At 41.4% G+C, this 26,341-nt stretch carries 26 protein-coding genes, 1 pseudogene and 1 riboswitch; of the genes and pseudogenes, 16 read left to right on the forward strand and 11 right to left on the reverse strand.

Going from position 1 to position 26,341, the window contains the following annotated elements; genetic code table 11:
- Window positions 1–17 precede the first annotated feature (17 nt).
- On the reverse strand, window positions 18–308 hold the full coding sequence (locus tag AC1DLM_RS02160) for a hypothetical protein (RefSeq protein WP_441992293.1): 291 nt from the start codon (window positions 306–308) through the stop codon (window positions 18–20).
- A 140-nt stretch (window positions 309–448) separates the two neighbouring features.
- On the opposite strand from AC1DLM_RS02160, the gene AC1DLM_RS02165 reads away from it, so the two are divergent.
- The 3 genes from AC1DLM_RS02165 (at window position 449) to AC1DLM_RS02175 (ending at window position 3,352) form a co-directional block, all read left to right on the forward strand.
- On the forward strand, window positions 449–718 hold the full coding sequence (locus AC1DLM_RS02165; protein ID WP_441992294.1) for a hypothetical protein: 270 nt from the start codon (window positions 449–451) through the stop codon (window positions 716–718).
- Window positions 719–844: 126 nt separating this feature from the next.
- Window positions 845–1,300, forward strand: a complete 456-nt coding sequence (locus AC1DLM_RS02170; protein ID WP_441992295.1) for a VOC family protein — start codon at window positions 845–847, stop codon at window positions 1,298–1,300.
- Window positions 1,301–1,915: 615 nt separating this feature from the next.
- Window positions 1,916–3,352, forward strand: coding sequence for a PAS domain S-box protein (locus AC1DLM_RS02175; protein WP_441992296.1), 1,437 nt, complete (start codon window positions 1,916–1,918; stop codon window positions 3,350–3,352).
- A gap of 50 nt (window positions 3,353–3,402) precedes the next feature.
- Here the strand turns inward: AC1DLM_RS02175 and AC1DLM_RS02180 are convergent, their stop codons facing one another.
- Together AC1DLM_RS02180 and AC1DLM_RS02185 are read right to left on the reverse strand one after the other, a co-directional pair.
- A complete protein-coding gene (locus AC1DLM_RS02180; protein WP_441992297.1) occupies window positions 3,403–3,987 on the reverse strand; it encodes a TetR/AcrR family transcriptional regulator in 585 nt (194 codons plus the stop codon).
- 4 nt (window positions 3,988–3,991) lie between these two features.
- Complete coding sequence (locus AC1DLM_RS02185) at window positions 3,992–4,579, reverse strand: alpha/beta hydrolase (protein ID WP_477569063.1); 588 nt, start codon at window positions 4,577–4,579, stop codon at window positions 3,992–3,994.
- A 496-nt stretch (window positions 4,580–5,075) separates the two neighbouring features.
- Here AC1DLM_RS02185 and AC1DLM_RS02190 point away from each other — a divergent pair, with 496 nt between their 5' ends.
- Window positions 5,076–5,306, forward strand: coding sequence for a hypothetical protein (locus AC1DLM_RS02190; RefSeq protein ID WP_441992299.1), 231 nt, complete (start codon window positions 5,076–5,078; stop codon window positions 5,304–5,306).
- Window positions 5,307–5,346: 40 nt separating this feature from the next.
- Window positions 5,347–5,787 (forward strand): SDR family NAD(P)-dependent oxidoreductase, encoded by a 441-nt coding sequence (locus AC1DLM_RS02195; RefSeq protein ID WP_477568942.1) that lies wholly within the window; start codon window positions 5,347–5,349, stop codon window positions 5,785–5,787.
- Window positions 5,788–5,836: 49 nt separating this feature from the next.
- On the opposite strand, the gene AC1DLM_RS02200 is transcribed toward AC1DLM_RS02195, so the two are convergent.
- Window positions 5,837–6,640 (reverse strand): hypothetical protein, encoded by an 804-nt coding sequence (locus AC1DLM_RS02200; protein ID WP_477568943.1) that lies wholly within the window; start codon window positions 6,638–6,640, stop codon window positions 5,837–5,839.
- A gap of 492 nt (window positions 6,641–7,132) precedes the next feature.
- On the opposite strand from AC1DLM_RS02200, the gene AC1DLM_RS02205 reads away from it, so the two are divergent.
- Window positions 7,133–7,717, forward strand: coding sequence for a phosphotransferase enzyme family protein (locus AC1DLM_RS02205; RefSeq protein WP_477568944.1), 585 nt, complete (start codon window positions 7,133–7,135; stop codon window positions 7,715–7,717).
- 294 nt (window positions 7,718–8,011) lie between these two features.
- Here AC1DLM_RS02205 and AC1DLM_RS02210 read toward each other — a convergent pair whose 3' ends face one another.
- Window positions 8,012–8,920 (reverse strand): helix-turn-helix domain-containing protein, encoded by a 909-nt coding sequence (locus AC1DLM_RS02210; protein WP_477568945.1) that lies wholly within the window; start codon window positions 8,918–8,920, stop codon window positions 8,012–8,014.
- Between the two features lie 146 nt (window positions 8,921–9,066).
- On the opposite strand from AC1DLM_RS02210, the gene AC1DLM_RS02215 reads away from it, so the two are divergent.
- The 4 genes from AC1DLM_RS02215 (at window position 9,067) to AC1DLM_RS02230 (ending at window position 12,256) form a co-directional block, all read left to right on the forward strand.
- Window positions 9,067–9,975 (forward strand): DMT family transporter, encoded by a 909-nt coding sequence (locus AC1DLM_RS02215; RefSeq protein WP_477568946.1) that lies wholly within the window; start codon window positions 9,067–9,069, stop codon window positions 9,973–9,975.
- A gap of 39 nt (window positions 9,976–10,014) precedes the next feature.
- A complete protein-coding gene (gene csaA, locus AC1DLM_RS02220; protein WP_171634731.1) occupies window positions 10,015–10,347 on the forward strand; it encodes a chaperone CsaA in 333 nt (110 codons plus the stop codon).
- Window positions 10,348–10,659: 312 nt separating this feature from the next.
- Window positions 10,660–11,322 (forward strand): FusB/FusC family EF-G-binding protein, encoded by a 663-nt coding sequence (locus AC1DLM_RS02225; protein ID WP_477568947.1) that lies wholly within the window; start codon window positions 10,660–10,662, stop codon window positions 11,320–11,322.
- Between the two features lie 439 nt (window positions 11,323–11,761).
- Entirely contained in the window at window positions 11,762–12,256 is a 495-nt protein-coding gene (locus AC1DLM_RS02230) for a hypothetical protein (RefSeq protein ID WP_477568948.1), read from the forward strand.
- A gap of 223 nt (window positions 12,257–12,479) precedes the next feature.
- On the opposite strand, the gene AC1DLM_RS02235 is transcribed toward AC1DLM_RS02230, so the two are convergent.
- From AC1DLM_RS02235 to AC1DLM_RS02250, 4 genes are all read right to left on the reverse strand, one after another.
- Window positions 12,480–13,634: a DUF4179 domain-containing protein gene (locus tag AC1DLM_RS02235; protein ID WP_477568949.1), complete on the reverse strand. Its 1,155-nt coding sequence runs from the start codon at window positions 13,632–13,634 to the stop codon at window positions 12,480–12,482.
- Complete coding sequence (locus AC1DLM_RS02240) at window positions 13,631–14,158, reverse strand: RNA polymerase sigma factor (protein ID WP_477568950.1); 528 nt, start codon at window positions 14,156–14,158, stop codon at window positions 13,631–13,633. Before AC1DLM_RS02240 ends, AC1DLM_RS02235 begins: the two co-directional genes overlap by 4 nt.
- 255 nt (window positions 14,159–14,413) lie before the next feature.
- Window positions 14,414–17,476, reverse strand: coding sequence for an amino acid adenylation domain-containing protein (locus tag AC1DLM_RS02245; RefSeq protein ID WP_477568951.1), 3,063 nt, complete (start codon window positions 17,474–17,476; stop codon window positions 14,414–14,416).
- An 84-nt stretch (window positions 17,477–17,560) separates the two neighbouring features.
- Window positions 17,561–19,303, reverse strand: coding sequence for a methyl-accepting chemotaxis protein (locus tag AC1DLM_RS02250; RefSeq protein WP_477568952.1), 1,743 nt, complete (start codon window positions 19,301–19,303; stop codon window positions 17,561–17,563).
- A gap of 154 nt (window positions 19,304–19,457) precedes the next feature.
- Window positions 19,458–19,542: riboswitch (cyclic di-GMP riboswitch) on the reverse strand.
- Window positions 19,543–19,971: 429 nt separating this feature from the next.
- On the opposite strand from AC1DLM_RS02250, the gene AC1DLM_RS02255 reads away from it, so the two are divergent.
- The 3 genes and pseudogenes from AC1DLM_RS02255 to AC1DLM_RS02265 all read left to right on the forward strand — a co-directional run bounded on the left by AC1DLM_RS02255 (window position 19,972) and on the right by AC1DLM_RS02265 (window position 21,551).
- Window positions 19,972–20,322: a YciI family protein gene (locus tag AC1DLM_RS02255; RefSeq protein ID WP_477568953.1), complete on the forward strand. Its 351-nt coding sequence runs from the start codon at window positions 19,972–19,974 to the stop codon at window positions 20,320–20,322.
- A 20-nt stretch (window positions 20,323–20,342) separates the two neighbouring features.
- Window positions 20,343–20,540: pseudogene (locus tag AC1DLM_RS02260) on the forward strand (sigma factor); the annotation flags it as partial.
- A 111-nt stretch (window positions 20,541–20,651) separates the two neighbouring features.
- The gene (locus AC1DLM_RS02265) at window positions 20,652–21,551 is read left to right on the forward strand and encodes an RNA polymerase sigma factor (protein WP_477569064.1); all 900 of its coding nucleotides are present in this window, start codon (window positions 20,652–20,654) and stop codon (window positions 21,549–21,551) included.
- Here the strand turns inward: AC1DLM_RS02265 and AC1DLM_RS02270 are convergent.
- Both AC1DLM_RS02270 and AC1DLM_RS02275 read right to left on the reverse strand, forming a co-directional pair.
- Window positions 21,548–21,691 carry a hypothetical protein gene (locus AC1DLM_RS02270; RefSeq protein WP_477568954.1) on the reverse strand — a complete coding sequence of 48 codons (144 nt, stop codon included), beginning with the start codon at window positions 21,689–21,691 and terminating at the stop codon, window positions 21,548–21,550. The genes AC1DLM_RS02265 and AC1DLM_RS02270 overlap by 4 nt on opposite strands.
- Window positions 21,692–21,803: 112 nt before the next feature.
- On the reverse strand, window positions 21,804–22,553 hold the full coding sequence (locus tag AC1DLM_RS02275; RefSeq protein ID WP_477568955.1) for an SDR family NAD(P)-dependent oxidoreductase: 750 nt from the start codon (window positions 22,551–22,553) through the stop codon (window positions 21,804–21,806).
- A 147-nt stretch (window positions 22,554–22,700) separates the two neighbouring features.
- Here AC1DLM_RS02275 and AC1DLM_RS02280 point away from each other — a divergent pair, with 147 nt between their 5' ends.
- The 3 genes from AC1DLM_RS02280 to AC1DLM_RS02290 all read left to right on the forward strand — a co-directional run bounded on the left by AC1DLM_RS02280 (window position 22,701) and on the right by AC1DLM_RS02290 (window position 25,722).
- A complete protein-coding gene (locus tag AC1DLM_RS02280; RefSeq protein ID WP_441991399.1) occupies window positions 22,701–22,904 on the forward strand; it encodes a hypothetical protein in 204 nt (67 codons plus the stop codon).
- Window positions 22,905–23,109: 205 nt separating this feature from the next.
- A complete protein-coding gene (locus tag AC1DLM_RS02285; RefSeq protein ID WP_477568956.1) occupies window positions 23,110–23,376 on the forward strand; it encodes a hypothetical protein in 267 nt (88 codons plus the stop codon).
- 219 nt (window positions 23,377–23,595) lie between these two features.
- Complete coding sequence (locus AC1DLM_RS02290; RefSeq protein ID WP_477568957.1) at window positions 23,596–25,722, forward strand: pectate lyase family protein; 2,127 nt, start codon at window positions 23,596–23,598, stop codon at window positions 25,720–25,722.
- The last annotated feature ends 619 nt before the right edge of the window (window positions 25,723–26,341 follow it).

Here is a 26,341-nt window from a genome sequence, read left to right on the forward strand (position 1 = left end):
AATTTCATAGTCAAGCTTTAGAATCTAGCAACGAGCGGCTTATCCGGCTGCACCCACATATCTCCGGCCCAAGTATGAAGATGGTACCACCGTTCGCTTTGCGTATCTGTCCATTGTTCGAATGCATCTACAGTTTGAGCCGATAGCACCCCGAAGGTTGGGAAAGGCATTGTTGGAAACAGATAGAGCCTTACGTCCTTCAATAGATGGAGCCGTTGATTGATTGGCTCAGCCCCTAGAGGCTGTGCAAAATCCGGCTGAATCCAGAAAGTGTTGCCATCTTGAGACCAAAAGTAAAAAAGTTCCATCAATTATCTTGATGATCTCGATACCCATTTTTATTATTATTCAATGTTACTTTTGGAATGTAAACTATAATGACTATGTAAAAAGTTATTTGTTCCCAAGTAAAATATTTGAATGTGAATATGAAGATGAACTTATAAACATGGCAATTCCTCTTCCTAAAAGAACTGTATTTAAAGGAAAACAAAATGTTTGTTCTCCGTTTTATTTGACCTATGTAGATGAACGTGATTTTAAATCCTTCTATCAGGAAGAGTTAAACAAGCTAAAAGAAAAAGGTACAATTCAAGACTATAGTGATATGGAAAACAACAAATTTGCAGTGAAATTGTTATCAGGTTCAAGTATAGAAATTATACACGAAACTGAAAATTCTAATCTCATTATCATAAAATATGAAAAACAGAGGTAATGCAACTGCTCAAATCAACGATATATAAATCTGGGAATTTAATTATTCGGAGGGAATTGGTAATATTGATAGAATAAATATGAAGATGATCAGGAAATAAATTTGTACACATAAGGAGATAAAACTATGGAAAAAAACAAATTACTAAGAATGGACAATGTTGGCATCGTTGTAGAATCCCTTGATGACGCAATCTCTTTCTTCGAAGAGATTGGCTTGAAGCTCGAAGGGCGAGCTACTATCGAAGGTGAATGGGCTGGTCGCGTAACCGGGCTGGGTTCACAGTATGTAGAGATTGCTATGATGGTTACCCCAGATGGCCACAGCCGAATTGAACTTTCGCGATTTCTCACCCCACCTACGATATCAGATCACCGAACTGCTCCTGTAAATGCCCTCGGTTATCTACGCGTCATGTTCGCTGTTGAAGACATTGACGAAATGGTATCCAGACTCGTCACTAAGCATGGTGCTCAGCTTGTTGGCGAAGTGGTTCAGTACGAGAACTCGTATCGGCTCTGCTATATTCGTGGAAATGAAGGAATTCTAATAGGTTTAGCGGAACAACTAAGTAATAAATAAGTGACGTTTAAAAGAAGACTTAACTGAAATGAATATATTAGATGTCGTCGTTATGCTAGTTGACAAAATACCTGTGGTAGGTTTAACTGAATAAAAATCAATACACGAATTGTGCCTATGATGAGAATCCAACTCGGAGGCGTTTCCGTCAAGAGCATCATGCAAATGATGTTCCTAAGTTAGCCGGTCACGACCGTTATCGCGGAACCAAGAGGATCGAACAGCTATGTTCGATCAAGTTGGGTGGCACCGCGAGCAAACGCTCCTCGTCCCAATAAGACGAGGGGCGTTTTTGCGTTTTCACAAATTAAAGGAGGTTCGTAACAATGTATCGTATTAACAACTTCAATCCGGCTCCGGCAGCTCTTCCTCTTGAGGTCCTGAACCAAGCACAATGCTGTTCCTTATCAAGCTTGTAAAGATCTCGCTGAGTTCATGATAGATTTTCAAAAGCGTAAAGGGTAAAGTGCAGTACTTTGTTTGGGGCTTGCTTCGCGGCAGGTCCTTTTTTGTTTATTAAAGTGCCGGAAGTTTAATGTTACCTTATCAAGTGATAGAATGAATGCAAAAGCATTGCAATTCCTTGTAATGTAACTGCTTAATCGGAGGACCCAGATGTTATCTCATTTCAATGACCATAGTCTTTTTTTTCGTGCATTTGAGAAATCTTCAATTGGAATGGCTTTGATATCTTGTGACGGAAGTTTTTTACAGACGAATCCATCTCTATGCAAAATGCTAGGATATAGCGAAAGTGAATTCATAAATCTCGTTGTTACGGCTGTCAGCCATCCTGAAGATGTAGAAGCTGATCTGGAAATATGGCGTAAATTGGTGCAGGGCGAAATAGATGGTTATCACATAGAAAAAAGGTATGTTCATAAATCGGGGAGTCTATTGTGGGGGCTTCTAAATGTTACTACAGAAAGGAATGAACAGGGAATTAAGGGTAATGACATATTCATTTGTCAAATTGTAGATATAACCGAACAAAAAGAGAAGGAAGAAGAGTTCAAGAAGATTGAAGAACTGCACAACCTTATTTCTGAACATTCACAGGACGTTATTTTGCGTTTAACTCCAGACGGAATGATCTCATATGCCTCGCCAGCTATCCGCCACCAGATCGGATATGCTCCAGATGAACTTATCGGAAAATATGCCTATGATTATTGGCATCCAGATGATATGAACGGTGGCTGGTTACGGCGAGGTAATTCCGATCATTCGGATAGCAGAATATTTATATATCGTCTTCGGCATAAAAATGGCCATTATATTTGGCAAGAATCACACTCCAAAAAAATTAGAAATGCTGCTGGAGATGTTCAACATGTTATCAGTATGGGGCGTGATATAACAGAACGGATACATTCCGAAGAATTAATCCGCAGATCAGAGAAACTTTCCTTAGTTGGCGAACTTGCAGCTGGGATTGCCCATGAAATTAGAAATCCTTTGACCAGTTTACGAGGTTTTATGCAAATGTATGTGAAAGAAGATATGGATGGTACAAAGAAATTACGTAATGAAGTCATGTTATCAGAAATTGATCGCATCAATGAAATTGTAAGTGAGCTTTTAGTGTTAGCGAAACCTTCAAATGAGGCATTTGAATTAAGGGACTTGGTTCATATATTAAATCACGTTACCAGATTATTTGAAGGACAAGCAAACCTACATAACGTTCAAATAAAGATAGAGTTAGATGACAATTTATCATTCATTCAGTGCCAACGCAGTATCAATCAAGTATTTATCAATGTTTTAAAGAATGCCGTTGAATCCATGCCTAAAGGTGGAGAAGTGTCCATACAGGCCAATCAAATGAACGATAAAATATATATTCGAATTAAAGATAAGGGTTATGGAATCCCGCAAGAAGAAATAACCAAGATTGGAAATCCATTTTTTACTACAAAAGAAACAGGAACAGGGTTAGGATTAATGGTTTCAATGAGAATCATCCAAAATCATAATGGGACTTTGCGAATCGAAAGTGAAGTTGGGAAAGGAACGATGGTAGAAGTTGTTTTGCCAATCGTTAGATAGCAATATGCTAGTGAGGGATTAGGCCTTGACGATGTTTGACGATGTTTCTATCATCTCTTTTCAACAAATCTCAACAGCGTATCCACTTGGGGAGTCACATATCCGTTGCCTAAAACCATCACACCGGAAAGGATTGTCAAGTAGCTTGCGATCAATTCCTCTAGATCCCCATCCACGACTTCCCCTTTTTGTTGCCCTTCCTCAAACAAGGGAAGCAAACGTTTGACGTAGACATCTACAGGGTATTTTTGAATTAGTTGGCTGACTTCTTCAGGAACCTCTTCAAAATTCCGTGCCCGATGGAGCAGCATAAAATACGGAGCGCCGCTCTCATCGAGCATGCCTTGTGTGAAGATTTTTATTTTTTCGATCGGAGATCCCGTCAATTGGCTCAAATTGTCCATTTCTTGCATCGATGTTTCAACTGCTTCGCGGACTAGAGAGGTGAATAGTTCTTCTTTCGTTTTAAAATAATGGTAGAACAGCCCGTGGCTCACGCCTGCTTCTGCGGTTATCATGCTAATTTTCGTACCAGGAAGGCCGCGCTGGGCAAAAACTTTGACTGCAGCCGACGTAATCTGCTGTTTGCGTTCTTCGTAAATTTTTTGAAGTTGATCTTCCTTTAAGCGCGGCATGTAGTTAAACTCCTTTGGGAATATGAAAAAAGTGGGTGAGCAGGTTCACGATTTGGTCAGGCCCGCCGTCATTCTCAGGACCGAAATGGTCCAGTTTGTTCACAGTTTCCAATGTCGATCGGGCAATTGTTCGGTTTAATTCATTCATCATTTCTTTCGTAGAATCTGAGCTCTTGCCCCCTTGAATCAACAATACATCCGCATGGATACTGTTGTAATTCGGATAAGAAGAAGAGAACCGCTGCACTTCACGATGCTCAAGTAAATTTTGCTGAAGTAATTGAGCGGTTTTACGCCAATGGTCTCCGCGTACCATGAGCCTCAAGATGAGTTTGGCATACCAATAGGGGAACCGCGTTAAAGGGGTATGGCCCATCTCTCTCACGAAATGTGCAAATGCGCCAAGTCGATCATTCTTGAGCATCGCCTGCTCATAACGCAGCATCCAAGCATCGTCCATCGGATTAATCAGCACGCCAGGTTCGTACAAAGCTACTTTGGTGAATGAAGCGTCCATTCTAGCCAGTTCCAGAGAGACAAGCCCACCATAACTATGTCCAATCAAATAGTCGGCGCCTGTCGCTTCGCGGATGGCTTGAACATCTTCTCATTCTTTATTCATAGCATACTCTAAACCCTGAGGACCACTCAAGCCCCTGCCTCTTCGATCCATGAGGTGAACGGTAAAAGAGTGAGAGAGCGCAATCGCTAAGCGGGTATAGTCATTAGAATCCCTTAATGCAGCATGGACAAGTATGATCCCAGGACCCTTGCCGATCGATTTGTACCCAATCCGTGTTCGGTCACTCGATAGGATCTCGTATTGGAGAAACATGCCTTGCTTATTGGGAAAATTCTTTTGAGGTGGACATATTATTTGACCTCCTTTTATTGAATGACTGTATCAGTCAATTAAATACTCCTCCTCTAAAAAGCCATTGTCTGTCAATGGCTTTTTAGAGGAGGAGTATGCGTCAGCTGTTATTATAAAAGTATACAATCTGATGTATGCGATATAAAATGGTATTAATCCCTAAATATGGGTGGGACAAAATAAAAGGTGATCATCATGTTAAAAGGAGCTTCTTATGGATCATAAAAAAAATTTGCTCTACGGAGTATTTGCGGGAGTTGTACTTCTTTTGTTAAATAATTCTATTGCCAAAAGTACAATACAAAATCTCTTTGATAGCATGCCAATCGCTTATATTACAGTTAGATGCATGCTCAATATTTTGTCTTTTATTGGTATTTTAACGGTGGCTTTTTGTTCAATAGAATTGATATTAGAAGTACATAAATTCAGAAAGCAACGATGACCTTAATCCACGTCGTCGTCAACAAACCGTTGGTGGAGGCATGTTTATCAATATTAGTTCTTTCATGGGATTCACAACGGCAGTTCCACTTGGCTCCTTGTATAACATGTCTAAATTTGCACTAGAAGGCTTGACGGAAGGGCTGTATTACGAGCTCAAACCGTTGAATATCGAGCTTCGTCTCATCGAACAAGGCGGCTCTACTGGCAACAATTTTAAGAATAACATCCGATGGAACAAAGACGAGAGTATCACGGCTTATGACGACCTAATGAATAAAATTACCACGTTGATGAATAGTACGGATAGCAGCAATTTGGATGATCCGCAAATCATCGTCGATGCCATCGCCGCTCAAGCAATCGGAGAAAGCAAACAATTCCGTACGGTCATTGGTGAGGCAGGTAATAACTTGTTGGCGCTGCGGAAGTCGCTTCCCATTGAGGAATACCTGGAAACGATGTTGCAAAGCTATAAATAATATTTGATAAGTAGCGGCCGATCCTAGTGGATCGGTCGCTTTTTTAAGATTAAGCTGCCTCTTTAGGTTTTCTCCAGTACCAAAGGGTGCTAAAGATGAGATAGAGCGCCATGACTGCCGCAAGCAGTATTAAAGCGAATTCCGACATGTTCGCCATGGAATCAAGCCAACCGATTTTTTTCATGACGAACAGACTAATGTTAAACACGATCCCAATCAGCAGTATCGACCATATGGATGAAAGACGTACATAGATGGATCCATAAATGAATCCTAACGCTGCACCCAGAAGCTGCATCGCGATTCCACCCGGCTGCAACGCCGCAATAATCAAAGCGATGACTAGAATTGGCCAGAATACGGGAACCTGTTTCCGGGCTTCGTTGAACATGATACCGATGAACAGGATCAGCTCAAGTGCAGTGGTGAGGACAGAGGAAAGTATCATGTAAACGAAAGGAACAGAGGCGAAATATTCTTCTGTAAAATCATTGAACGTTGGAAGGTTGTAGGAAAGAAGTAGTTTCATGGAGGCAGCATTCAATAAAGTGAACGCCAGCCCCATTGTTATCATGTGAATCGAAAAGCTCAGTTTGATTGGCGAAAAGCTGCTAAGACTCCAAAAGTTCACCGGTGTCTGTTTCAAAATCCGATATTTAATGGCATAAACAATTGCGGAAAGAACGATCGTAACTACAAGTACCATGAATACCTGGATGGGGATGTTTTTTCCTTGTCCGAACTGCCCCCATCCTAATACAGGATCAATGACGATATTGTAGAGGCAGATGACTAAAATGATGACCATCACATAGAGCAAGTAATTTCCCAGCATCGATACATATCTCTTCATGAGAATCGCCGTCCTTTCAAATATGGTAAATAACGCTATGCCATAACGCTAATCGAATATATTTCGAATATTTCCAAGGTATAGGATGATAGCATAACGTTATCTATAACTTGAAATGAGCATGGTGATGCGCTTCGGATTTCGAGCTCGCTGTATGTGCCATTATTCTAATTGTATTTACGACCCTTATTTTAATGAGAGTAATTCAAAAATTTCCGAGATAGCAGAGAAGTTGAAGTATAATACGCCTGCCAATTTCATTCGTTATTTCCGCARGTTGGAGGGAACGACGCCAGGTCAGTATCGTGATCGCTTTTTACAGAAATAGAGGGATAGAGAAGGGCTTGCCTTGCGGCGGCTCTTTTTTTGTCCATTCAAGTAATTGGATAATTTAGTAATAATTATTTTCAATCATTTTTTATCAAGCAATTCATTATTAATTTGTTATTATTTAATATGGGTATGTAATATACATGCTCCGGAATTATTTAATTGGAGGAGATTCATATAGAAAGTTCTATTAAAGATAAATTTACAAAAGAAATTTTTTTAGAGGCAGCAGGTCGGTTTGGCATTAACTTTGCAGATACTATAGAACTTGACGGTTTTCAAAATTTTGTGTTTTTAGGGAAACGTAAATCTATAGAAGTAATATTAAGGATTGCTCATAGCTCACATAGGAGTAAGGATATGACTCTTGCTGAGATTGAGTTTATTTCATATCTAGCGGATTCCGGATTGATGGTATCGAAAGCTTTACTTTCTAATCAAGGTGAATATGTTGAAGTTATTGAAAATGTTGAAAACTCTTTTTTAGTGACTGCCTTTGAATTCGCTCCAGGCAGAAGGGCTGAAATCTGCGTCGAAAGTGATATCTTTTATGAACGAATTGGGAGGTTTACCGGTAAGATGCATAAGCTATCTAAAAAGTTTTCTCCTATTCAAAAAAGGTATGATTGGAATGACAATCCAGCTATTACAGAATTTCAAAAATATGTACCTAATGAGATGCTTCAAAAGAAACTTGAGTTATATATAAGTCAAATTCAATCATTATCAAGAGACAGTGATTCGTAAAAACTAGAAAAGCAATATCAAAACGTTTTTATTCAAACTTTTTTCAAGGATACACCAAGGAAAATACATTAAGCCGTAGTTCACTAGAAACTATTCCGTTATTTATTAATTTAAGGCAAGCTATCATTATTGGTCTTAAATACCGTAGTCTTGATATGGGGAACTTTGTTAATTGGAATGATTATAATAAAGAAGCATTAACGTTTAATGTCAATAATTTAATCAATGATATTCCGTTTATTGACTTGGATTTTACAAGTCTTTGATGATCACCTGCCAAACTTGTGATTCCCGTCATTCTTTTTCGATTGTATAAGTCTGTTCATTTCTAATTTTTCTGAACTCCTTAGGAGTTAGGTTATGATGCTTTTTAAAAGACTGAATAAAGTGATTGGGATTATTGAAACCAACTCGCAGTGCGATTTCAGTTATTGTATAGTCAGTTGATAGTAACAACTCGCAGCTTTTTTTTATACGATAGGTAACCAAGTAGGAATACGGAGTCATATGGATGCTTTTTTTGAAACCGCGCGTGCACTCCGATACACTTAAATGCGCTACATCAGCTATTTCCTTCAATGTCAAATTGTTAGAATAGTTTTGGTGAATAAAGCTAAGCATCAATTGCAGTCGCTCTTGTTGGAGTCTGTTGTATTTAGACGACTCCTCTGAGGATAGAGGAAAATTTGATATAAGAATTAACCATAACTGAACCGTTTTAATGGAAACCTCATACTCCCATCCCCAGCTTTTTTTCGACTCAAATTCTTTTTTCATACCCCAAAGAATTTGTAGAATTTGATTATGCCATTCCATATCCCCTTTGATTTCTAAACTTAACAAGAAAGATTTGGTATACGGAAGTACATATTTTTTTTCCATGGCACTATCGGAATAAAAGGCGAGCAACTTTTCTGGGAAGTTAAAACTAACATATTCACCATCTTGGTTAAGGTTTGTAACAATGTGAAGAACGCTCTTATTAATAAAGATGGCCTGACCCGTTTCTAAATCATAATTGATTCCGTTGACTTGTATCGTTAGTTTCCCCTTGGTCACTAAAGTAATTTGTAGTTCTTCATGCCAATGTAGATCGTTAACGCCTCTGCCTTTGGGAATCGATCCATGATTGGTATGCGTATACATGATGTATGGAAATGCATCGTCAGGATACTGAATGGTTTCGTGTAATTGTTTTTTCAAAGTGAACCTCCGTATTAGACGATATTTCGATATAAATCAAGGATTTAATTGCACAAAATAGACGTTGGTGATGATATTATTATATCCAGCTAAGGCTTATCATACAATTCTGTGCACAGGGATTGTCTCTACATCCTGGAGGATATATGGTTAATCCAAATAATTCACCTTTACTATTTCATCCGTTTATTTTGTTAATTATCAGTATATTATCCGTTTCGATCTCTTCCATCCTGATAAAATTTTCAGATACACCTACTTCTGTGGCTGGGATGTACAGATTGTTTATTTCCGTCATCATCATGCTCTTTTTTGTACCTTGGAAGAGGGTTCGCTCTACTGAGATGAATAAAAAAGATTGGACTATCGTTATTTTAGCTGGCATTTTTCTAGGGTTACACTTCTTATTCTGGATGGAATCATTGGTCTATACCGCAGTTGCAAGCTCCATGGTCATCTTGGCATTACAGCCGTTATTTGTTATGATAGGTTCCTACTTTTTGTTCAAAGAACATGTTAATCTGCTAACCGTTTTTTGCTTGATCGTTGCTCTTATGGGTTCAATCGTTATTGCATGGGGAGACATAGGGATTTCGAAAAATGCGCTAATTGGCGACGGATTATCGTTAATAGGCACATTCTTCGCTTCAGCCTATCTATTGGCGGGGCAGAAAGTAAGCCGAAAAATCGATACAAATGTATACAGTATTTTCGTCTTTTTTATTGGTGGTACCGTCATGCTCGTCTACAATTTGATAAATAATTTCTCATTAATTGATTACGACACATCAGATTGGACTTATTTTTTGTTGCTTGCAATAATCCCAACTATTTTTGGACAATACATTTTTAATTTTTTGTTAAAGTCAATTGGAGCAACGACTGTCTCGGTAGGGATTATTGGAGAACCGGTTCTTGCCATAATTCTTGCGTATGTATTACTAGGTGAAACAATATCTTCATTTCAGTTCTTAGGCGGCATGATGACCTTACTCGGTATGGGAATGTATTTTTGGTTAAAATCTTTAAAGTACAATGTTCAAAATAGTAAATGAATAGTTAAAAATTCTTTTAGTTGAGTAGGGGGATGAACGATGGCAACGATTGATGATTTTTTGAAACTCGATATTCGTGTTGGAACGATTACTGAAGCGGAGTTTTTTGCAGAAGCAAAAATACCTGCGATTAAACTCCAAATTGATTTTGGACCAGATATCGGAATCAAAACGTCGAGTGCTCAAATCACTAAACGTTATAAAGCTGAAGAGATTATAGGGGAACAAATCATTGGAGTAGTTAACTTTCCCGCTCGATCTATTGCGGGTTTCCGATCAGAAGTATTAATTCTTGGAGGAGTACCGGAAAAGGGGGATGTAACTCTCTTGAAACCAGATATTAAATTGCCTAATGGGACACCTATCGGTTAATTAGGGGATTTTACTAGAGGAATATATTTCAAAAATATAAAGCGCGCTCGTAAGCAGTATATTGGGATTTATTCCATTGGGCGCAACACTTGCGGTAGAGTAGGACCTCCCTTATAATTTAAATCTATAAGGGAGGCGGTAAATATGGCAAATCATTTTGCCGGAATAAGAAGCGACTCATGCAGAGCCTTTCATTAGGGCGATCTTTGCATGGGGTGATTCGTTTATGGTGATCGCCCGAGAAAAAATCGTTTCTAATCATGGGGCTTTGCAGCTTATTTTATTTTCATCAAAAATAAGGGGCTGAAAGCTATGAGTCAACCATTCATTAGAAACCATCAATACAACGAGATTAAGAAACTGATCGGTCAGTTACAAAATGCCTGTAATTCCGTTACCAATTTGAAAGTGGTCGAAGCGGTTCGCAATGATACAGAAGTCAAGATAGGCGGATTGTTTTCGGATCTAACTGATTTGCAAAAACAATTGCTTGTGAACCTGAAACAGCTACAAACCACTGCGGACTTTCAGCGATATCTGCATGCCTTGGAGCCTTATTTAGCGGAGGAATATGCGCATGTGACGGAGAATCAAATAAAGAAACTTTTCCCTAAGCACAAGAAACTGAAAATACCTGATCTTAAAGGTATCACTTATAGATTCGCGACATACCTGGGCTGGACCGATATTGCAACGAATAAATTATTCATTGTTTATGATTTGAACGGAAAGCTAATCGGCATTGAAGGGAAGTATACGCCGACTAATAAGAAAGGCGTTTGCTTTGTGTGCAATCGGCATACGGAGATCGCGCTTTTCACTGCTGTGACGAAGTGGAAACCGGAAGGTGCATCGCCAGATTATTACAGGGCCATAGGTAATTATTTGTGCGTGAATAGCGAGGTTTGCAACAAGAACATAACGGATGTCGAAGTATTAGAGAAATTCATTCATGGCGTGTTGGTCGGCCCGTAACAGCCGCGAAGCATGAATATTATGTATGTTATTCAAAGGAATATAGCAGCATATAAAGACAAAGCCACTCCTGTCAATGGAGTGGCTTCTTTGGATAGAAATGCTATGTCGGCAAACAGCTAATGAGGCAAACTGTCTGCGCGCTCAAGCAACTTCTTGCTTGGATTTTATACTTGCTGTTGCAAAAAGGGTGGTCGTTCCTTTGACTGTCCGTAGCATTCCGGGCATAGCTATCACTCCCTCAATTCGATTGGTCTGTTCTCACAATATATGTGGGACCAAAAGACTCGGTGTGGGTGAATAGCTAGAAGGCCAAGCTATTCATAGCCATAGGATCAGACTTGCCAATGAAAGTATGAACCTCCAATACGCTAACATACATACACTGTACTAAGTTGGAATACATTACATTAATCAGCGGTGTTGAGGAGGGGTAGCGTTGAGATATACTGTGCAATATATACCTCTAAGTAAGATTAAGCAGGAAAGTACCGATACGAAGACCTCGCCACGTAAGAAGGAGTTAAAAAAAGTGGCACAGGACCTTATGCAATTGTTAATTGTGCAAAAAAGCAAGAAAGATGGTGGATATATTATTCAAGACGGACACCATCATTTCGCTTTCCTCCAAAAGCACACAAATAAAAATCGGGCTGTGTGTCTTGTAGATGAAAGTAAGATTTCAGCTAACTTTGGAAATCTTGTCAATCGATTTCGAAAACGACAAATGCCTTATGAAGTTCCTTACCTAAAACCAAACCGGTTTGAAATCAACAGTTGGACGATTATTCGTAAATTTTTAAAGCAAGAACCACGTTTCCGAACGCTATCCCGAAGACAGCAATTGAAGGTCATCCGGCTAGGTATTCAATATAGGAAAACAACGATTCAATCTATGAAAGCCAAAGTAGAAGACATCTTAAAAAGGCGCTAGCCAATTCAAATTCGTATAAAAAAGTAAATATTTGTTACATGATTGAAATCTTATTTTCATCTTGCATTAATCATTCGGGATTATAATAAAAGACGACCCCCTTTTAAAATATAAAACTTAGACCCGCGGCCCGTTGCTGTGGGTCTCTTTTTTGCTTTTAAAAGTAAAGGGAGGATTGCGTGCTCCGTCTTTAGTAGGTTTGCATACCCTTTTTACAGATGAACTATTGCACCGAAAGTACAGTCTCTAGCTCAGGGATGTATTCCTTGACTATATTTTTGTCTTCCCACCGACCTATAACCCCAGCTGGGGCTTGACCTTCGGATACGACTAAGTACGGTTTGATGGTTACGGTACGCGGTAGAGTCTTGAAAGGTTCAAAGAGAATAGTATAAGATTCGCTAATGTGGTGAGAACCGATGGGCTTCAGTTGAACGCCATGTTCATCCACAATGTCATACTGAAGAGCGATGATGCCCCCGTTAGCACCCTTGTATTTCGAAGGGATAGAAGCGAGCATTTCTTCTATGCTCTGGCCCGGTTTGGTTCTGTACGCAACGGATAACTGCGTTGTGATTGGGGTGATTTCCAGCTTACTGTTCTGCAAGTTAATGTTATCATGATGCTTGATCTCCTCTGAAGTTAGAACGGTAGCAGGCGTTGATTTTGCAACAGGCAGAACGAATTGGAACGGGACATCGTAACCCTTTAACGTTACATTTACAGTCAAGTCAAACTGATCAGGGAACTGGACAGTCTGGTTAGTGCTAGTAGCGCTGGTAACTTGAACGACTAGGCTGGAAGCAGTCTCACCGTCCATGAATTCGTAACCCCAGTTCAGAGGTTGGCCTTTATAAAGGACCTCAAACTTATCTAACGCCCCTTTATTGGCATCAGAAGGCGGTGAATTGGGCTCTAAAGCTAGAAGGTTTCCAGGAGTGGTTACGTTCATAAGAATTCGAGTCCCGTCAAATAATAAAGTTGGAATATTCATAGTCACCTTGCCATGGGTTACGCTTTGGTTTACGTTTGTTATGAAATCTTCTGCTTGTTGAAGACCGGGATCTCCGTTTTTTTCGCCCCATAATGAATAGATTTGTCCTAGAACCGGAATTTGCTTGAGTGCATCAGCCATTGCGGGCGATACAAAGCCGGAAGCAAGGAGTGTAACTCCCAGGATTGCAGCGGCTGTAGTGGAAACCCACCATTTATTAAAAGTTCTTGATACATCTCTCTTTCTCTGAATGGGGAAAATGGAATTATCGGTTTCCCTGATGATTTGGTAAGTCTCATTCAGCTTGGAGCGGGCAATATCAGATAACTGATCGGGAAGTAGGCTTTGGCAGTTCCTTAATTGTTCTTCTAACTTAGTGTTCACGATGTCGCAACTCCCTTTTCTTGATTGATTTGAGATGAATGCTTTAGCTTTTTACGGGCGCGATGCAGCCGGGTCTTCACCGCTACCGTAGAAATTTCGAGAATGTTGGAAATTTCACTGATCGGCATGTCCTGTAGGTAATGAAGGAGAATGACAATCCGTAGGTTCTCCTCAAGATGTTGAACGGCATCCCATAATTCGATTTTCTCATAATCCTTGGAAGTGGAAGGGACGTCGGGAAGCTCTCCGGAAGGGAGGGCTCTTGAGCTGCTTTTGACCATTTTGTTGCATTCATTAATCAGAATTCGGAAGATCCACGTTTTGAAAAAAGCGGGCTCTCTGAGTGTATGGATGGACTTAAAGGCTTTAAGCATCGTCTCCTGCAGGGCATCTGCACAATCTTCGTCTTTGTTGACGATGGACCTTGCAGTTCTATATAAAGGTAATTCTATCTCTTGCATCAACTGCATGAATGCTTCAGGGTCCCCAGCTTTGGCTTTGATGACAATAGGATCTAATTGCAAAGGTTTACCTGCTTTCTTGACTAGTAATTGTAGTATGTTCGTAACGTTACGTATATATTAGATCGGTTAGGTAGCAAGAAGGTTACATGGTAATAAATAACGGATTCAAGTATAGCACCTTTATAATAAAAGTCGCTCCCCCTTTTATGAAATAAACGTAGACCCTCAGCACGTTGCTGAGGGTCTGCATGGTAAATAGATTGGATTTCATTCAATTAGGAATAGGAAGGGCTGAGCACAATTTGATGTTAGTTGCTACGGTTTGGGGAAATATCCACGATCAACTCCATGCTCTACCAATGCGGCTACCAAATTCCTCAAGCTTGGCAGGGGAGTTAAGGAACCAGCTCTCTGAATGGAGCTCTCGCAGCCATAAACGTACGGTGAGGTTCTAACTCCGTCGCCTTCCAGTAAAGGAATGGCTAATTGAACGGCTTCCTTACTGATGTTGTTGCCTGTTGTGATGACCCACTTTTCGAACTCTTTTTGCGGTAAGAGGTCAATGGCATACCCTAGTTCTCTCAGCGCTTCAATGAATGCATCATAATGTGCTTGAACCGGATTACAAATGTGATAGATTTCAGCGAATGTACGCTGCTTCATTAAGGAAACCATAAAGCTGCTTGCAAAGTCGATGGGGGAAATATCCATATGTGCGTCTACGACAGGTGCTTTACCTAAAAGCAGGAATGCCTTGATCATACGATAGAAATAGTTTTCGTGGATATTTTTTTGAAAGCGACCGGTCACGCTGTGGCACGACAAATTGCCTGCTCGATATATCGAACATGGCAGCCCCCCACTAATGGCTTCAATGACACATTTTTCTGCTAAAAGTTTACTGTTTGTATATACATTTTCCAATTTTAAGCTATAAAACTCCTGGAAATTTTGCGATACCGTTTCCCAATATCCTGATGATGCCATATCTTCTGGTATTCCTATTGTAGAAATGAAGTGGAAGGGGACAGTCGGCCTATCGTATACCAATTTCAGCAGGTTTTGAGTGCCAATCACATTGGTTGCATGAAAATCATCCATACTGCCAAAATGTCTAACATCCGCACCAGCATGGATAATAGAAGTAATTTTAGTAGAAACAAACTTGCGTTCTTCGGCGCCTAAGCCTAAGTCAGCATTCACCAAATCACCCTCGAGTACGAAAATCCTGTTCGTATACTTGGCAAAAAACGTTTGACCCCAATAGGAGTCCAAGGTTTCCCAAACCCGGGAAATTCCGTTATGGCCAAATTTGGGGCGAACCAGCAGGTGGAGGTTGGCTTCAGTGGTTGTTAACAACTCATATATCAGATGTGAACCCAAATACCCTGTTGCCCCAGTTAGCAAGATGTCCGAACCTAAACCGTCTTGGCCATTCATCTCCACCTTTGGAAGAAGCGGCAGCTCCCTAAGTGTTTTGTACTCGGTGACAGGCGTTTCTTTAGCTTCGTCAGTATCGGTGGATAACGTAGAAATATAGGCAGCCAAATCTTTCACCGTTGGATGTTCATACAAATTGTTCATCCGCAAGTTGAGGTAATCCAGCTTTAGACTCGATAAAACCGCCATAACCCCTAGAGAGTCTCCACCGATCTCGAAGAAACTTTCGTTGCGACTGACTCGCGCAAGTCCTAAAATTTCAGACCACACGGATGCAATGGCACACTCTAATTCGCCAACCGGCTCTTCATAAGGAATATTCGTCTCCGCAAGATCGATGTTATCCATGGCGAGCAGCTTTTTTCTGTCTACTTTGCCTGTTGGCGAGAGCGGTATTTCCTTCAGGCTATAAAAAAAGCTAGGAATCATATAATAGGGAACGTACGATTTTAAATGCTCGCGCAACTCAGCGCTGGATACACGGGATTTTGAGGAGTAGAAGCAAGAAAGATGCTTTACTGTATTGTTATCTTGGATAGCAACTACGGCTGCATCGAGAACGGAAGGGTGCTTGGACAAAGCGTTCTCAATTTCTCCAATTTCAATGCGGAAGCCACGTAGTTTTAATTGTCCGTCTTTACGGTATTGAAATTCGAGATTGCCATCGGATAGCACTTTGACGATATCGCCCGATTTATAAACTTTGGAGTTAGGAGCGCTGCTGAACGGGTTAGGAATGAAAACTTCGTTCGTTTTGTCAGGGAGATTCAAATATCCTTTGGCGAGGGCAAAGGTTTCAATGAAAAGCTCTCCTTCTTCGCCGACTTCGGCAAGCGTCCCGTCAGCTTTAACTACATAAATTTTGTAATTGCCGATTGGGGAGCCAATAGGGACAGTTATCGAATTGCTGTTCCAATAGTCCGTTATCTTGAAGGTCGTTGTAACGACGGTGCACTCTGTTGGTCCATAAGCGTTAAAAATGACGATATCCATGCCAAACTTGTCTTGGAACTTGCGTACATGGTCGGAGAGTAGTGCTTCCCCGCCTACGGTAATGTTTCTTACAGTCTGCCACATAGATTTGGGGCTGGAAATAGTTGTTTCGGATAGGCGATTAAATACAGATGTGGGAATACAACCAATGATAGTAATTTTTTTGCTTTCAAGAAGCGACAAAAAAAGCTCAGGCGTCAATTGCTCTTCCTTCGTTAAAATGACGAGAGTTGCACCATTGAGCAAGCAGTTAAACGTATCCAAAATGGAAGCGTCAAAACTAAATGTAGAAAACTGAGTGAGTACGTCTACGCTTGAAATTTCCAATTGTTTGGTGAACGTATTCCAGAGATTCACGACTCCTCGGTGAGCGATCAGTGTACCTTTTGGATTCCMGGTGGAACCTGAAGTGTAAATCACATACGCCAAATCATCCGGAGTGATGTTTGCATCCTCGAAACTGGTCTCGTCTTTCTCCAAACAATTCTCTATCGAAATGGGGGTATCGACACCTAACGTAAGACATAACTCTGCAGCGCTTTCGAGGTGGCTCATCTTCATAATGAGTTGTTTGCAACTAGCATTTTGTACAATATACCGATTGCGTTCGATAGGATGTTCCGGGTCAATGGGGACATAAATGCCGCCCATTCGCAATATCCCAAGAATGGAAATGACGGTTTCGGGACTGCGCTCCATATAAATACCGACAAAATCACCTTTGCGGCAGCCGGCATTGGTCAATGCGTTCGCAACCTGAGCGCTCTTTTTGAACAAATCTGCGTAAAGAATTTCATTGTTACCGTGAGAGATTGCTGATTTACTTGCATACCTCGTTGCTACGCGCCGAAAGATGGATGATATCGTTTCTGTTGCTGGGTAGGCTTCGTACGTATTGTTGATTTGGCTGTAAATGGACGGTATTTCTGTGACGAAATTAAGCATAGTCTCTCTCCTCTATGTTTGAACTATGTTATTGGAACGGATTACACAACGACAAACGTTGTGTAATCCGGAATTCCTAACCATTTATTTCATCTCTATTTCAAATTTACCTACCATATCGCTCAATTCCTCTGCAACCGTGGAGAGCTTGCTAGCGAAAGTTGAAATGCTTTGTAAGGAAGATTCCTGAGTCAGAACCGAATCCATAATTTTGTTTGTACTTTGTGCTGTTTTTCTGGAAATACCACCCAATTCGCCCATCATGGCAGTCACCTGCTCTGTACTAGCAGACATTTCTTGTGTAGCGGATGAAATATCTAGAACCTGATTAGATACGACCTGCGATGCGTCGAGAATATTAGTAAAGGATTCACCTGTGCTTTTGGCAATTTCCATCCCTTTTTGGGTTTCATTTGTACCTTGCGTCACGAACGTAACTGTGTTTTGTGTTTCCGATTGAATGTCGGCAACAAGAGTTTCAATCTGACTTGTCGAATTTTTCGATTGATCAGCAAGCTTACGAACCTCAGCGGCTACAATTGCAAAACCTCTGCCATGTTCGCCAGCTCGAGCGGCCTCAATACTTGCGTTTAAAGCAAGTAGATTGGTTTGCGCAGTTAGGTCTTTAATGAGATTGAGAATATTACCTATCTCCTCCGATTTCGATTCAAGGAGCTTGATCGTGCCTGCGGTAGAAATCGAGTTCGTATTGATGCGACCCATTTGATCCGATATCGTCTGAGCGGCCATATTGCCTTCTTCGGATAGATTTTTCATAGCATGAGAAGCATTGGCAACTTCGGTCGCGTTTTGAGCGATGACTTGCAAAGAAGCTGCAATTTCTTCAACTGATCGTCCGCATTCTTCTGTAGAATTTTTTTGCTGGTCGACATGCGTATTCATGTCTCTGATTTCTGTTGTGATCAGCTCAATGCTGTGACGATTGTCTTCAGTGATGCTGAACAGTTCGTTGGAAGCGTCGGATACACTGGAAGCTGTTTGTTTAATACTTGATAATATTTCACGAATATTAGAAAGCATCATATTGAATTTTTGATTTAATTCGCCGAAACCGCCGTTTTCCTCCAATGTGAAATTGAACTTTCCGATAGAGGCTTGTTCAATTCCACGCATTAATTGGTTGATCGGCATAAGCGTTCTTCTTGCCACCCAATATTGCGCCCCGTTGCAAATCACCAAGGCGATTAAGAGTAAAATGATCGAACTCAGGAGGAACGACTTTTGAGCATCGGGAATCACTTTTGCGTCTACATCCACGCCAAAGTAAGCTGCAACATTGCCACTATCGTCAATAATTGGGTAAAGAACGCTGACCCAAGTGCCGTAATCATCTTTATAGTAAGAAGTGAAGGTCTCGGTTTTGGTTTTCAACATGTCTTTCAAACCGTTGACGATCCCTTTCGGTTGCTCATACATATCTCCGATGTTCAAACCTGCTTCTTTAAAAGCTTTAACAACGTGACTCGGGAACGAAATCAACGATGTTTTATTCCCATCCGCTAACTCAACCCCAAATATGTAAGCTTGCGCTACATTGGCATTGAAGGCAGTGTAACTATCAAATAGCTTGGTTAATCGTTGCTGCTCGCTTGCTTCATAGCTTTTATCACGTAGTGCACCCTGGACGTCTTTATAGGATATACCTTGTGCCCACACGGATGTCATATTATGGGTCTGCGTTCTCAAAGTATCTGTTAAAATTTGATTCTGAAAATAAGCGCTGATGGAAATAAGCACTACCCCGATGACTAGCAAATTCAACATCGAGAATAAAAGATTTTTGCCGAAATAGTTCTTGGTCTTCAATTTAACTGCACTCCTTAGATGCTATTTGTATTGACATAAAACGCTATAATCTGTGAATATCCCCCCATTCTTCGACATTTTTTGATAATTTCAGTAGGGATAGAGGCATAAAAAAGCCTATCCCAAGGTGTTCGGGATAGGCTTACTATCACAAACTGGCGGTTTGGCAGCCATAGCTTCGAAGCTTTAGGCCCATAACTTTGCGCCCTTACCTTTCGATAAGTTTGCCATTTACAGTTAAAATATCTGACAATTTATGACTATTATAAATTATTGATACATTACTGTAAATACCATGTGTATATATGTATTGTAAACAAATTGTGACATATGCGACTTTCAGGTGATACATAAGGATCATAAGACGACTTGTCACATAGGAAAATTGCATCAGGTGTTTCAACTGTAGAAGCGGCCTTCGCCACTCGTAGCCCGTTGTTGATTCGAATTATGGATACATACGAGACTGTAATCACCTACGGAACTATCCTAATATGTGGTATTATTTTTTTACATAAGTAGGAAGAAGAAAGATTTATTACATAAGGAGAACGATTAGTGATAGTGCAAAAATATTTTTGCATGATGTAGAAATTCATCGATCTGGATCGTCATTATAGTGAAGTCATGAAACAACCCCATTATGAATGTTGAGAGGAGCAATAACCATGAACTACACACTGCTTATGTATGAAACGACAGAGGATTTCGCCAAACGAAATGATCCGATTCACAAGGAGGCATATGCCGCAAGCTGGGCCCATTATGTTAAAGCAATGCTCGATTCCGGCATTGTTGTAAACGGTGCAGGTCTGCAGGCACCGGAGACCGCGACTACGCTTACCTTCAGGGGTGGTGAAATGTTGGTTCAGGATGGGCCGATCACCGAAACCAAGGAGCATATTGGCGGTTTGATGGTTATCGACGTGCCGGATATGGATACCGCATTGGAATGGGCGGCACGGTGTCCCGGCAGCTCGGTTGAAGTCCGCCCTAACTTGCACCCGGTTACGCTATGAGCGCTATGCATGCTGAGCAAATGATTGAACAGACGGCCCGTGATTCCTACGGCCGTCTGGTTGCTTTTCTGGCTATGCGCTGGCGTGACCTAGCCGCAGCGGAGGATGCGCTTGCCGACGCTTTTCTGGCCGCGCTAGAATCATGGCCTGCGACCGGAGTACCAGATAAGCCGGAGGCCTGGTTGCTAACGGCTGCGCAGCGCCGACTGATCGACGGTACCCGGCATGCCCGTGTGCATGCCGGTGCGGAGCAGACTTTGATCGCGATGGCGAATACTACGCAGCAATGGCCCGAACTCGAAGCGTCTTTTCCTGATGAACGGCTCAAGATGCTGTTTATTTGCGCCCATCCCGAAATTGATCCAGCCGTGCGCACACCGCTCATGCTCCAGTCCGTCCTTGGCCTTGACGCAGCCCGCATTGCTTCTGCTTTCGTTGTTAAGCCTGCGACGATGGGGCAGCGGCTTACTCGTGCGAAAGCGAAACTGAAGAGCGACGCTATTATTTTCGACATGCCCGGAAAGGACGAATGGCCAGAGCGTCTTAAATCTGTGCTTGAAGCTGTCTATGCAGCTTATGGAAGTGGCTGGGATGATGTGGTCGGCGTAGATCCACGTCGGAAAGGACTGGCCGAAGAAGCAATTTTCATGGGAAGATTGGTCTTACAGTTTATGCCAGGGGAACCGGAAGCGTTGGGGTTGATGGCGCTTATGCTGCACTGCGAAGCACGCCGCCATGTGCGGCGCAATGAGGCAGGTGACTATGTTCCGATAACCGAACAGGATTATTCCCGTTGGTCAATCACGATGATTGAGGAAGCGGAGCATTGCCTTCGTGTTGCCGCGCAAGGGAACCGCATCGGGCGGTTCCAGCTTGAAGCGGCGATTCAATCCGTGCATGCCCAGCGTGCCTGGACGGGCCGAACGGAATGGGAAGCAATCGCGTTGCTGTACGAGGGGCTCGTGGGTATCGCTCCAACGATCGGCGCAATCGTCGGCCGAGCGGCAGCCGTTGCTGAGGCGCGTGGGGCCGAAGTGGGGATGGCACTGCTGGAAAAAATGCCGACCGAAGCAGTCAAGAGCTATCAACCTTATTGGGCACTGAGCGCCCATTTGCTCAAGCGGATGAAGAGGTTCGAAGAAGCTCGAACCGCATACGGCAGTTCCATCGGACTGTGTATGGATCCTTCCATTCGCGCGTACCTGGAGAAGCAAGCTGGAGAATGTTAGTCAAGTCTATCTTCTCTAGCTTCGACTTCGCCATTCATTTGATCGGCATAGGCACGCATCAAATCGTAATCGTGATTAAACTCGGATTCTGCCGTGCGTGAGTCTTCTTGCTCTTGAGGGAATGTTGTCTCATCCTTCAAATTGCTCCCCCCTTCCTTTATTAGGGATTAGGATTACCTATATCCAATTTGTTATCCATTCCCTGTCATGGAGCGATTTAGAAAGCAGATAGACAGTTAGGCATTTAGGCAGTTATTCCTCTATGTACATCATTTTAACGGTCATACCGCCATCTATCGTCAAGTTCTGGCCCGTAATGAATCCAGCCTTCTCGCTAGCCAAATAAAGACAAGCCTCTGCAACATCTTCTGGCCTGCCTACTCGGCCTACTGGATGCTGGCTTTTATCCACTTCCGTGTGGGAAAAGGTGCCCTCATCCCTTACTTCAATCCACCCTGGAGATATCGCGTTGACACGAATACCGTAGCCGCCTAAACTGATGGCCATCGCATGGGTCAGTGCAGAGATGCCTCCCTTGGAGGCTGAATATGCCTCGGTATTAGGCTCAGACATAACAGCTCTAGTCGACGAGAGATTAATGATGGCGCCGCCACTTTCTTGTGATTTCATGATGCGGGCTGCAGCCTGTGAGCAGTGAAAAGTACCTCCCAGATTTACGGAAATGACCCGCTGAAACTGCTCAGCGCTAAGCTCCAATACATCGGTATTGTGCATGATCCCTGCATTATTCACCAACACATCGATGCTTCCCAAAACGGAAGACGTACGTTCCATCCATTGCTCAACCTCCTCAATCTTGGAAACGTCGACCTTCATGAAGAGGGCATCATCCGTAAAATGGCGCAGAAGCTCTATTGTCTCTAATCCTCGATCTTGATGAATATCCGCTATGGATATGCCATACCCTTTTTGTGCAAAAGAAAGTGCAATGGCTCGTCCGATGCCCTGACCTCCACCGGTAATGACAGCGATTTTTCGCATATGAATCACCTCTATCTCTATTTTCCAACAGTGTAACACAACTGCTGCTTTAACATACCTGTCTCCTCTTGACTCTGACACTAATGTTAACGTTTATACTGAGATTATCTCGAGTAGAAATCTGCCTGAAAGGAAGTAGGATACGTTATGACGATTACGCAACAAGAAGAAATCATGATTAAAGCTCTTCGTGAAGCAGCATTGCCTCCATTATTTGTGCTCATACGAATTAGAAATGAGATTGCAAATGACACTATCAATGTCGAGGAGAGCCGTAGAGATGACGTGGTGAAAACATTAGAACAATACATCGCTCCACTTTGGGAAGATTATCATAAAGATCGAAAATGAAAGCCGCTGAAGGATGACGGTAGATAACAAGGATATTGTGAACGTCGCTCCGGAAGGATGCGGTGGCAAGTCGATCTTTTGGATCTTATTGCTATTGCACAGAGACCCTCAGCCTATTGTTGGGGTCTTCTTTGTCATTTAAGGAAAAATATGGTATGTTGTGAATGATTGGAATACCGTATTGACCAATAGGAGTGTGGTGACAATGCAACAGACTTCTGATTATCTGTTTATGGGTTCTTTAATTTTTTTGGTAATAAGCGTCCTCATATTTTTTGTGGGAAGTGGAGGCATGTCTAGTTATAACAATGTTTCCAATGCCACAGGTGCTTTAACCGATTTACAAATGAATCATGATCACAAAAAAATGTTGGATACGCAAAACAATCGGTTAGTTAGACTTTTAAAATCCTATCTATTTTGGATTCCTGTCGCAGGAATCATTGTTTCTATTGTGTTATCTAAAATGTAGGGGGCACGGATCCCAGTATTTTGAAGAATTGTAGGAAGTATCATATTTCTCTCCAATAATCATTAGCTCAGAAAAATGGAAAATATGAGCAAATGATTGTTTCGGAACCTCTTTCCAAACTGATAAGCTGAGTCTGAGCTTGGATGAGGCAAGGGGGGATGCGTAAACTTGTAAGCGGTTTCTGATACGTTATAACAATATTACGTGGGAGGAATTACATTGAAAAAAAGTGTTTCAAAGGTAACGAGTTATGTTTTATTGTTTGCTTTGGCGCTATCTATTATCGCAAGTGGAGTGGCGAGTAAAGCCGTACATGCTATCGGTGTTTCGATTACGGGCAGTGGAGGCTGGAATGAGACGGCCTTTGTAGAATGGTCACCTGTAAGCAATGCTCAAGGCTATAATGTATATGTTAAACCTGCAAGTGCTGCAGATTCGCAATATAAACAAATGGACACGCAATTAATCCGACAATACCCTTCCAAATGGAGAGCTGATGCTGTAGGGCTTGCAGCTGGAAATTATGTAATGAAAGTGGAAGCCGTACTGTCAGATGGTTCAAAAGAAAGTACGGTTACAAATACGCTATCCGTAACGGCACATGACAGATCTGGTTTTGCTTTTTCAAATGACTCACCATTCGGCACAGGTTCAGGTGCTTATAATGATGATGGAACACTTAAGAATGGTGCTCAAGTTATTTATATAACATCTGCGACTGCGCAGACAGTAACACTTGATGTGATAACAAGCAGCTCAGGTACAAAAACAACAGGTGTTGGTCTAGGTGCAATTATGGCACTAAGACAAAAAGGGTATGATAAGACACCACTTGCCATCCGATTTATTGGAAAAGTGACAGATGCCAACATGAGTGGACAGCTTAACAGCAGTGGATTTCTTCAAGTAAAAGGTAACGCCAATTATGCGGAAATGAATATTACCTTAGAAGGTATTGGGCAGGATGCTTATGCGTATGGATGGGGATTCTTACTTAGAGCTGTTGGTAATGTAGAAGTAAGAAACTTTGGTATAGCGTTATTTCCTGACGATGGCGTTTCACTTGATACAGGTAATGTGAATGTTTKGGTGCATAATAATGATATTTTATATGGAAAAGCAGGCGGAGATGCTGACCAAGCAAAAGGCGATGGTTCAACTGACCTGAAAAAAGGATCAACGTATCTTACAATCTCATACAATCACTATTGGGATTCTGGAAAAGCAGCGCTAGTCGGTTTTGATGATTCGGCAGAATTCTTTGCAACATTCCATCATAACTGGTTTGATCATTCAGACTCTCGTCATCCACGTATACGAACAGGATCTATTCATATCTATAATAACTTCTTTGATGGCGTCTCCAAATATGGTACGGGTGCTACAACAGCAAGTAATGCCTTTGTAGAATCAAATTATTGGAGAAATGCTCATAACCCAATCATGATTTCTTTACAAGGAACGGATATTAAAGATGGTGTTGCTAATGGCACATTCTCCGGTGAAGCAGGAGGCATGATAAAAGCCTACAATAATACAATTGATAATCCGAATAGTCTCATTTATGCAAATTCCAACGCAGGAACAGCTCCAGCTAATGCAACATCATTTGATGCCTACTTAGCTTCATCTAGAAATGAAACAGTTCCCAGTTCATACAAAACATTAGTAGGTGGAACAGCTTATAATAACTTTGATACATTGAAAGATACGGGAGTAACTGTAGCGAATATTGATGCTGTAAGCACTGTTGAACAAGTGGTTACCGCAGAAGCTGGACGCCTAAATAAGGGAGACTTCACATGGGATTTTGTTGATTCCGTTGATGACATTTCGTCCACCCTAAATTCACCACTGATGACCAAAATACTAAATTACACATCTCAACTTGTATCAGTAGGTGGTAATTCAACACCGCCAACGGGTACTCCAGCACCAACGTCTACACCAACAACTACACCAACAACTACACCAGCGCCAACAACTACACCAACACCAACGTCTACACCGGGAACATCCCTTGTTCATAACTTTACGACAGATGGCAAAACAAGCAGCTACTTCACAATTGTAGGGAACCTCTCCACAAGTAAGGGAACAGTGGTATATAATGGTTTAACACTAACGCAATGTTTAAAAATGGAAAGCTCAACCAGTGTTGGGTTTACCACAACAACGGCTAAAACTTTAACATTAGTGTTTAATCCAGCAAACGGACTCAAAGTTAAGATAGACGGAACAAGTTATGCAATGACCAATGGCATTGTCAGTGTTTCACTTGCGCCAGGCGCACATACCATTATCAAAGAGGATGTTACAAATCTTTATTACATGAAGCTAGAATAGAAGCTTATAAGTGCTGCCGACAGTATCGCGATATTCGCATATTGTTGGTAGTTTTTTTTATTTAACCAACGGACCAGATTTAATTAAAATTGTCCCTGATAAAAAATCCCCTATGTAGGGGATTTTTTATTTCAATTGCCAAATCAACAAGACTAGGTCATCTAGTCAAAGTCATTAGTACCCGTCTCCCTAAAAGGTTGTGCCTTCAAAAAGCTAGGATTCTGGGCACTATTCCTATTAAGTTCTGGAATTATATCATTTTTAAACGACCTAGCATAAAGCGCCGTCGGAGGCTTTAATATACCATACAAGCCAATTCCCGAAAGAATAAGTATACAGATGATAAACATGGGATACCTCCTGTTCGTCGAATCGTAACTAATCACACTTCACGTATATTACCTGACAAATGACATGAATCGATATTTATACTGCATGTATATGTCACGTCATTGAGAGCGATCTAGGGTATGGCCCGTATTTCTTCTAAATATCAATTATAATTCTTAAATTGTATCAAAATGTGCTATTTCACTAGAACAGGCTATTTTATAGGTTCATACACTGTTATTGCAAACACCCACATAGATAAATGTTCTCTAGTAACTAATGCCTAATT

The sequence above is a fragment of the Paenibacillus sp. 01T442 genome (assembly GCF_056398345.1).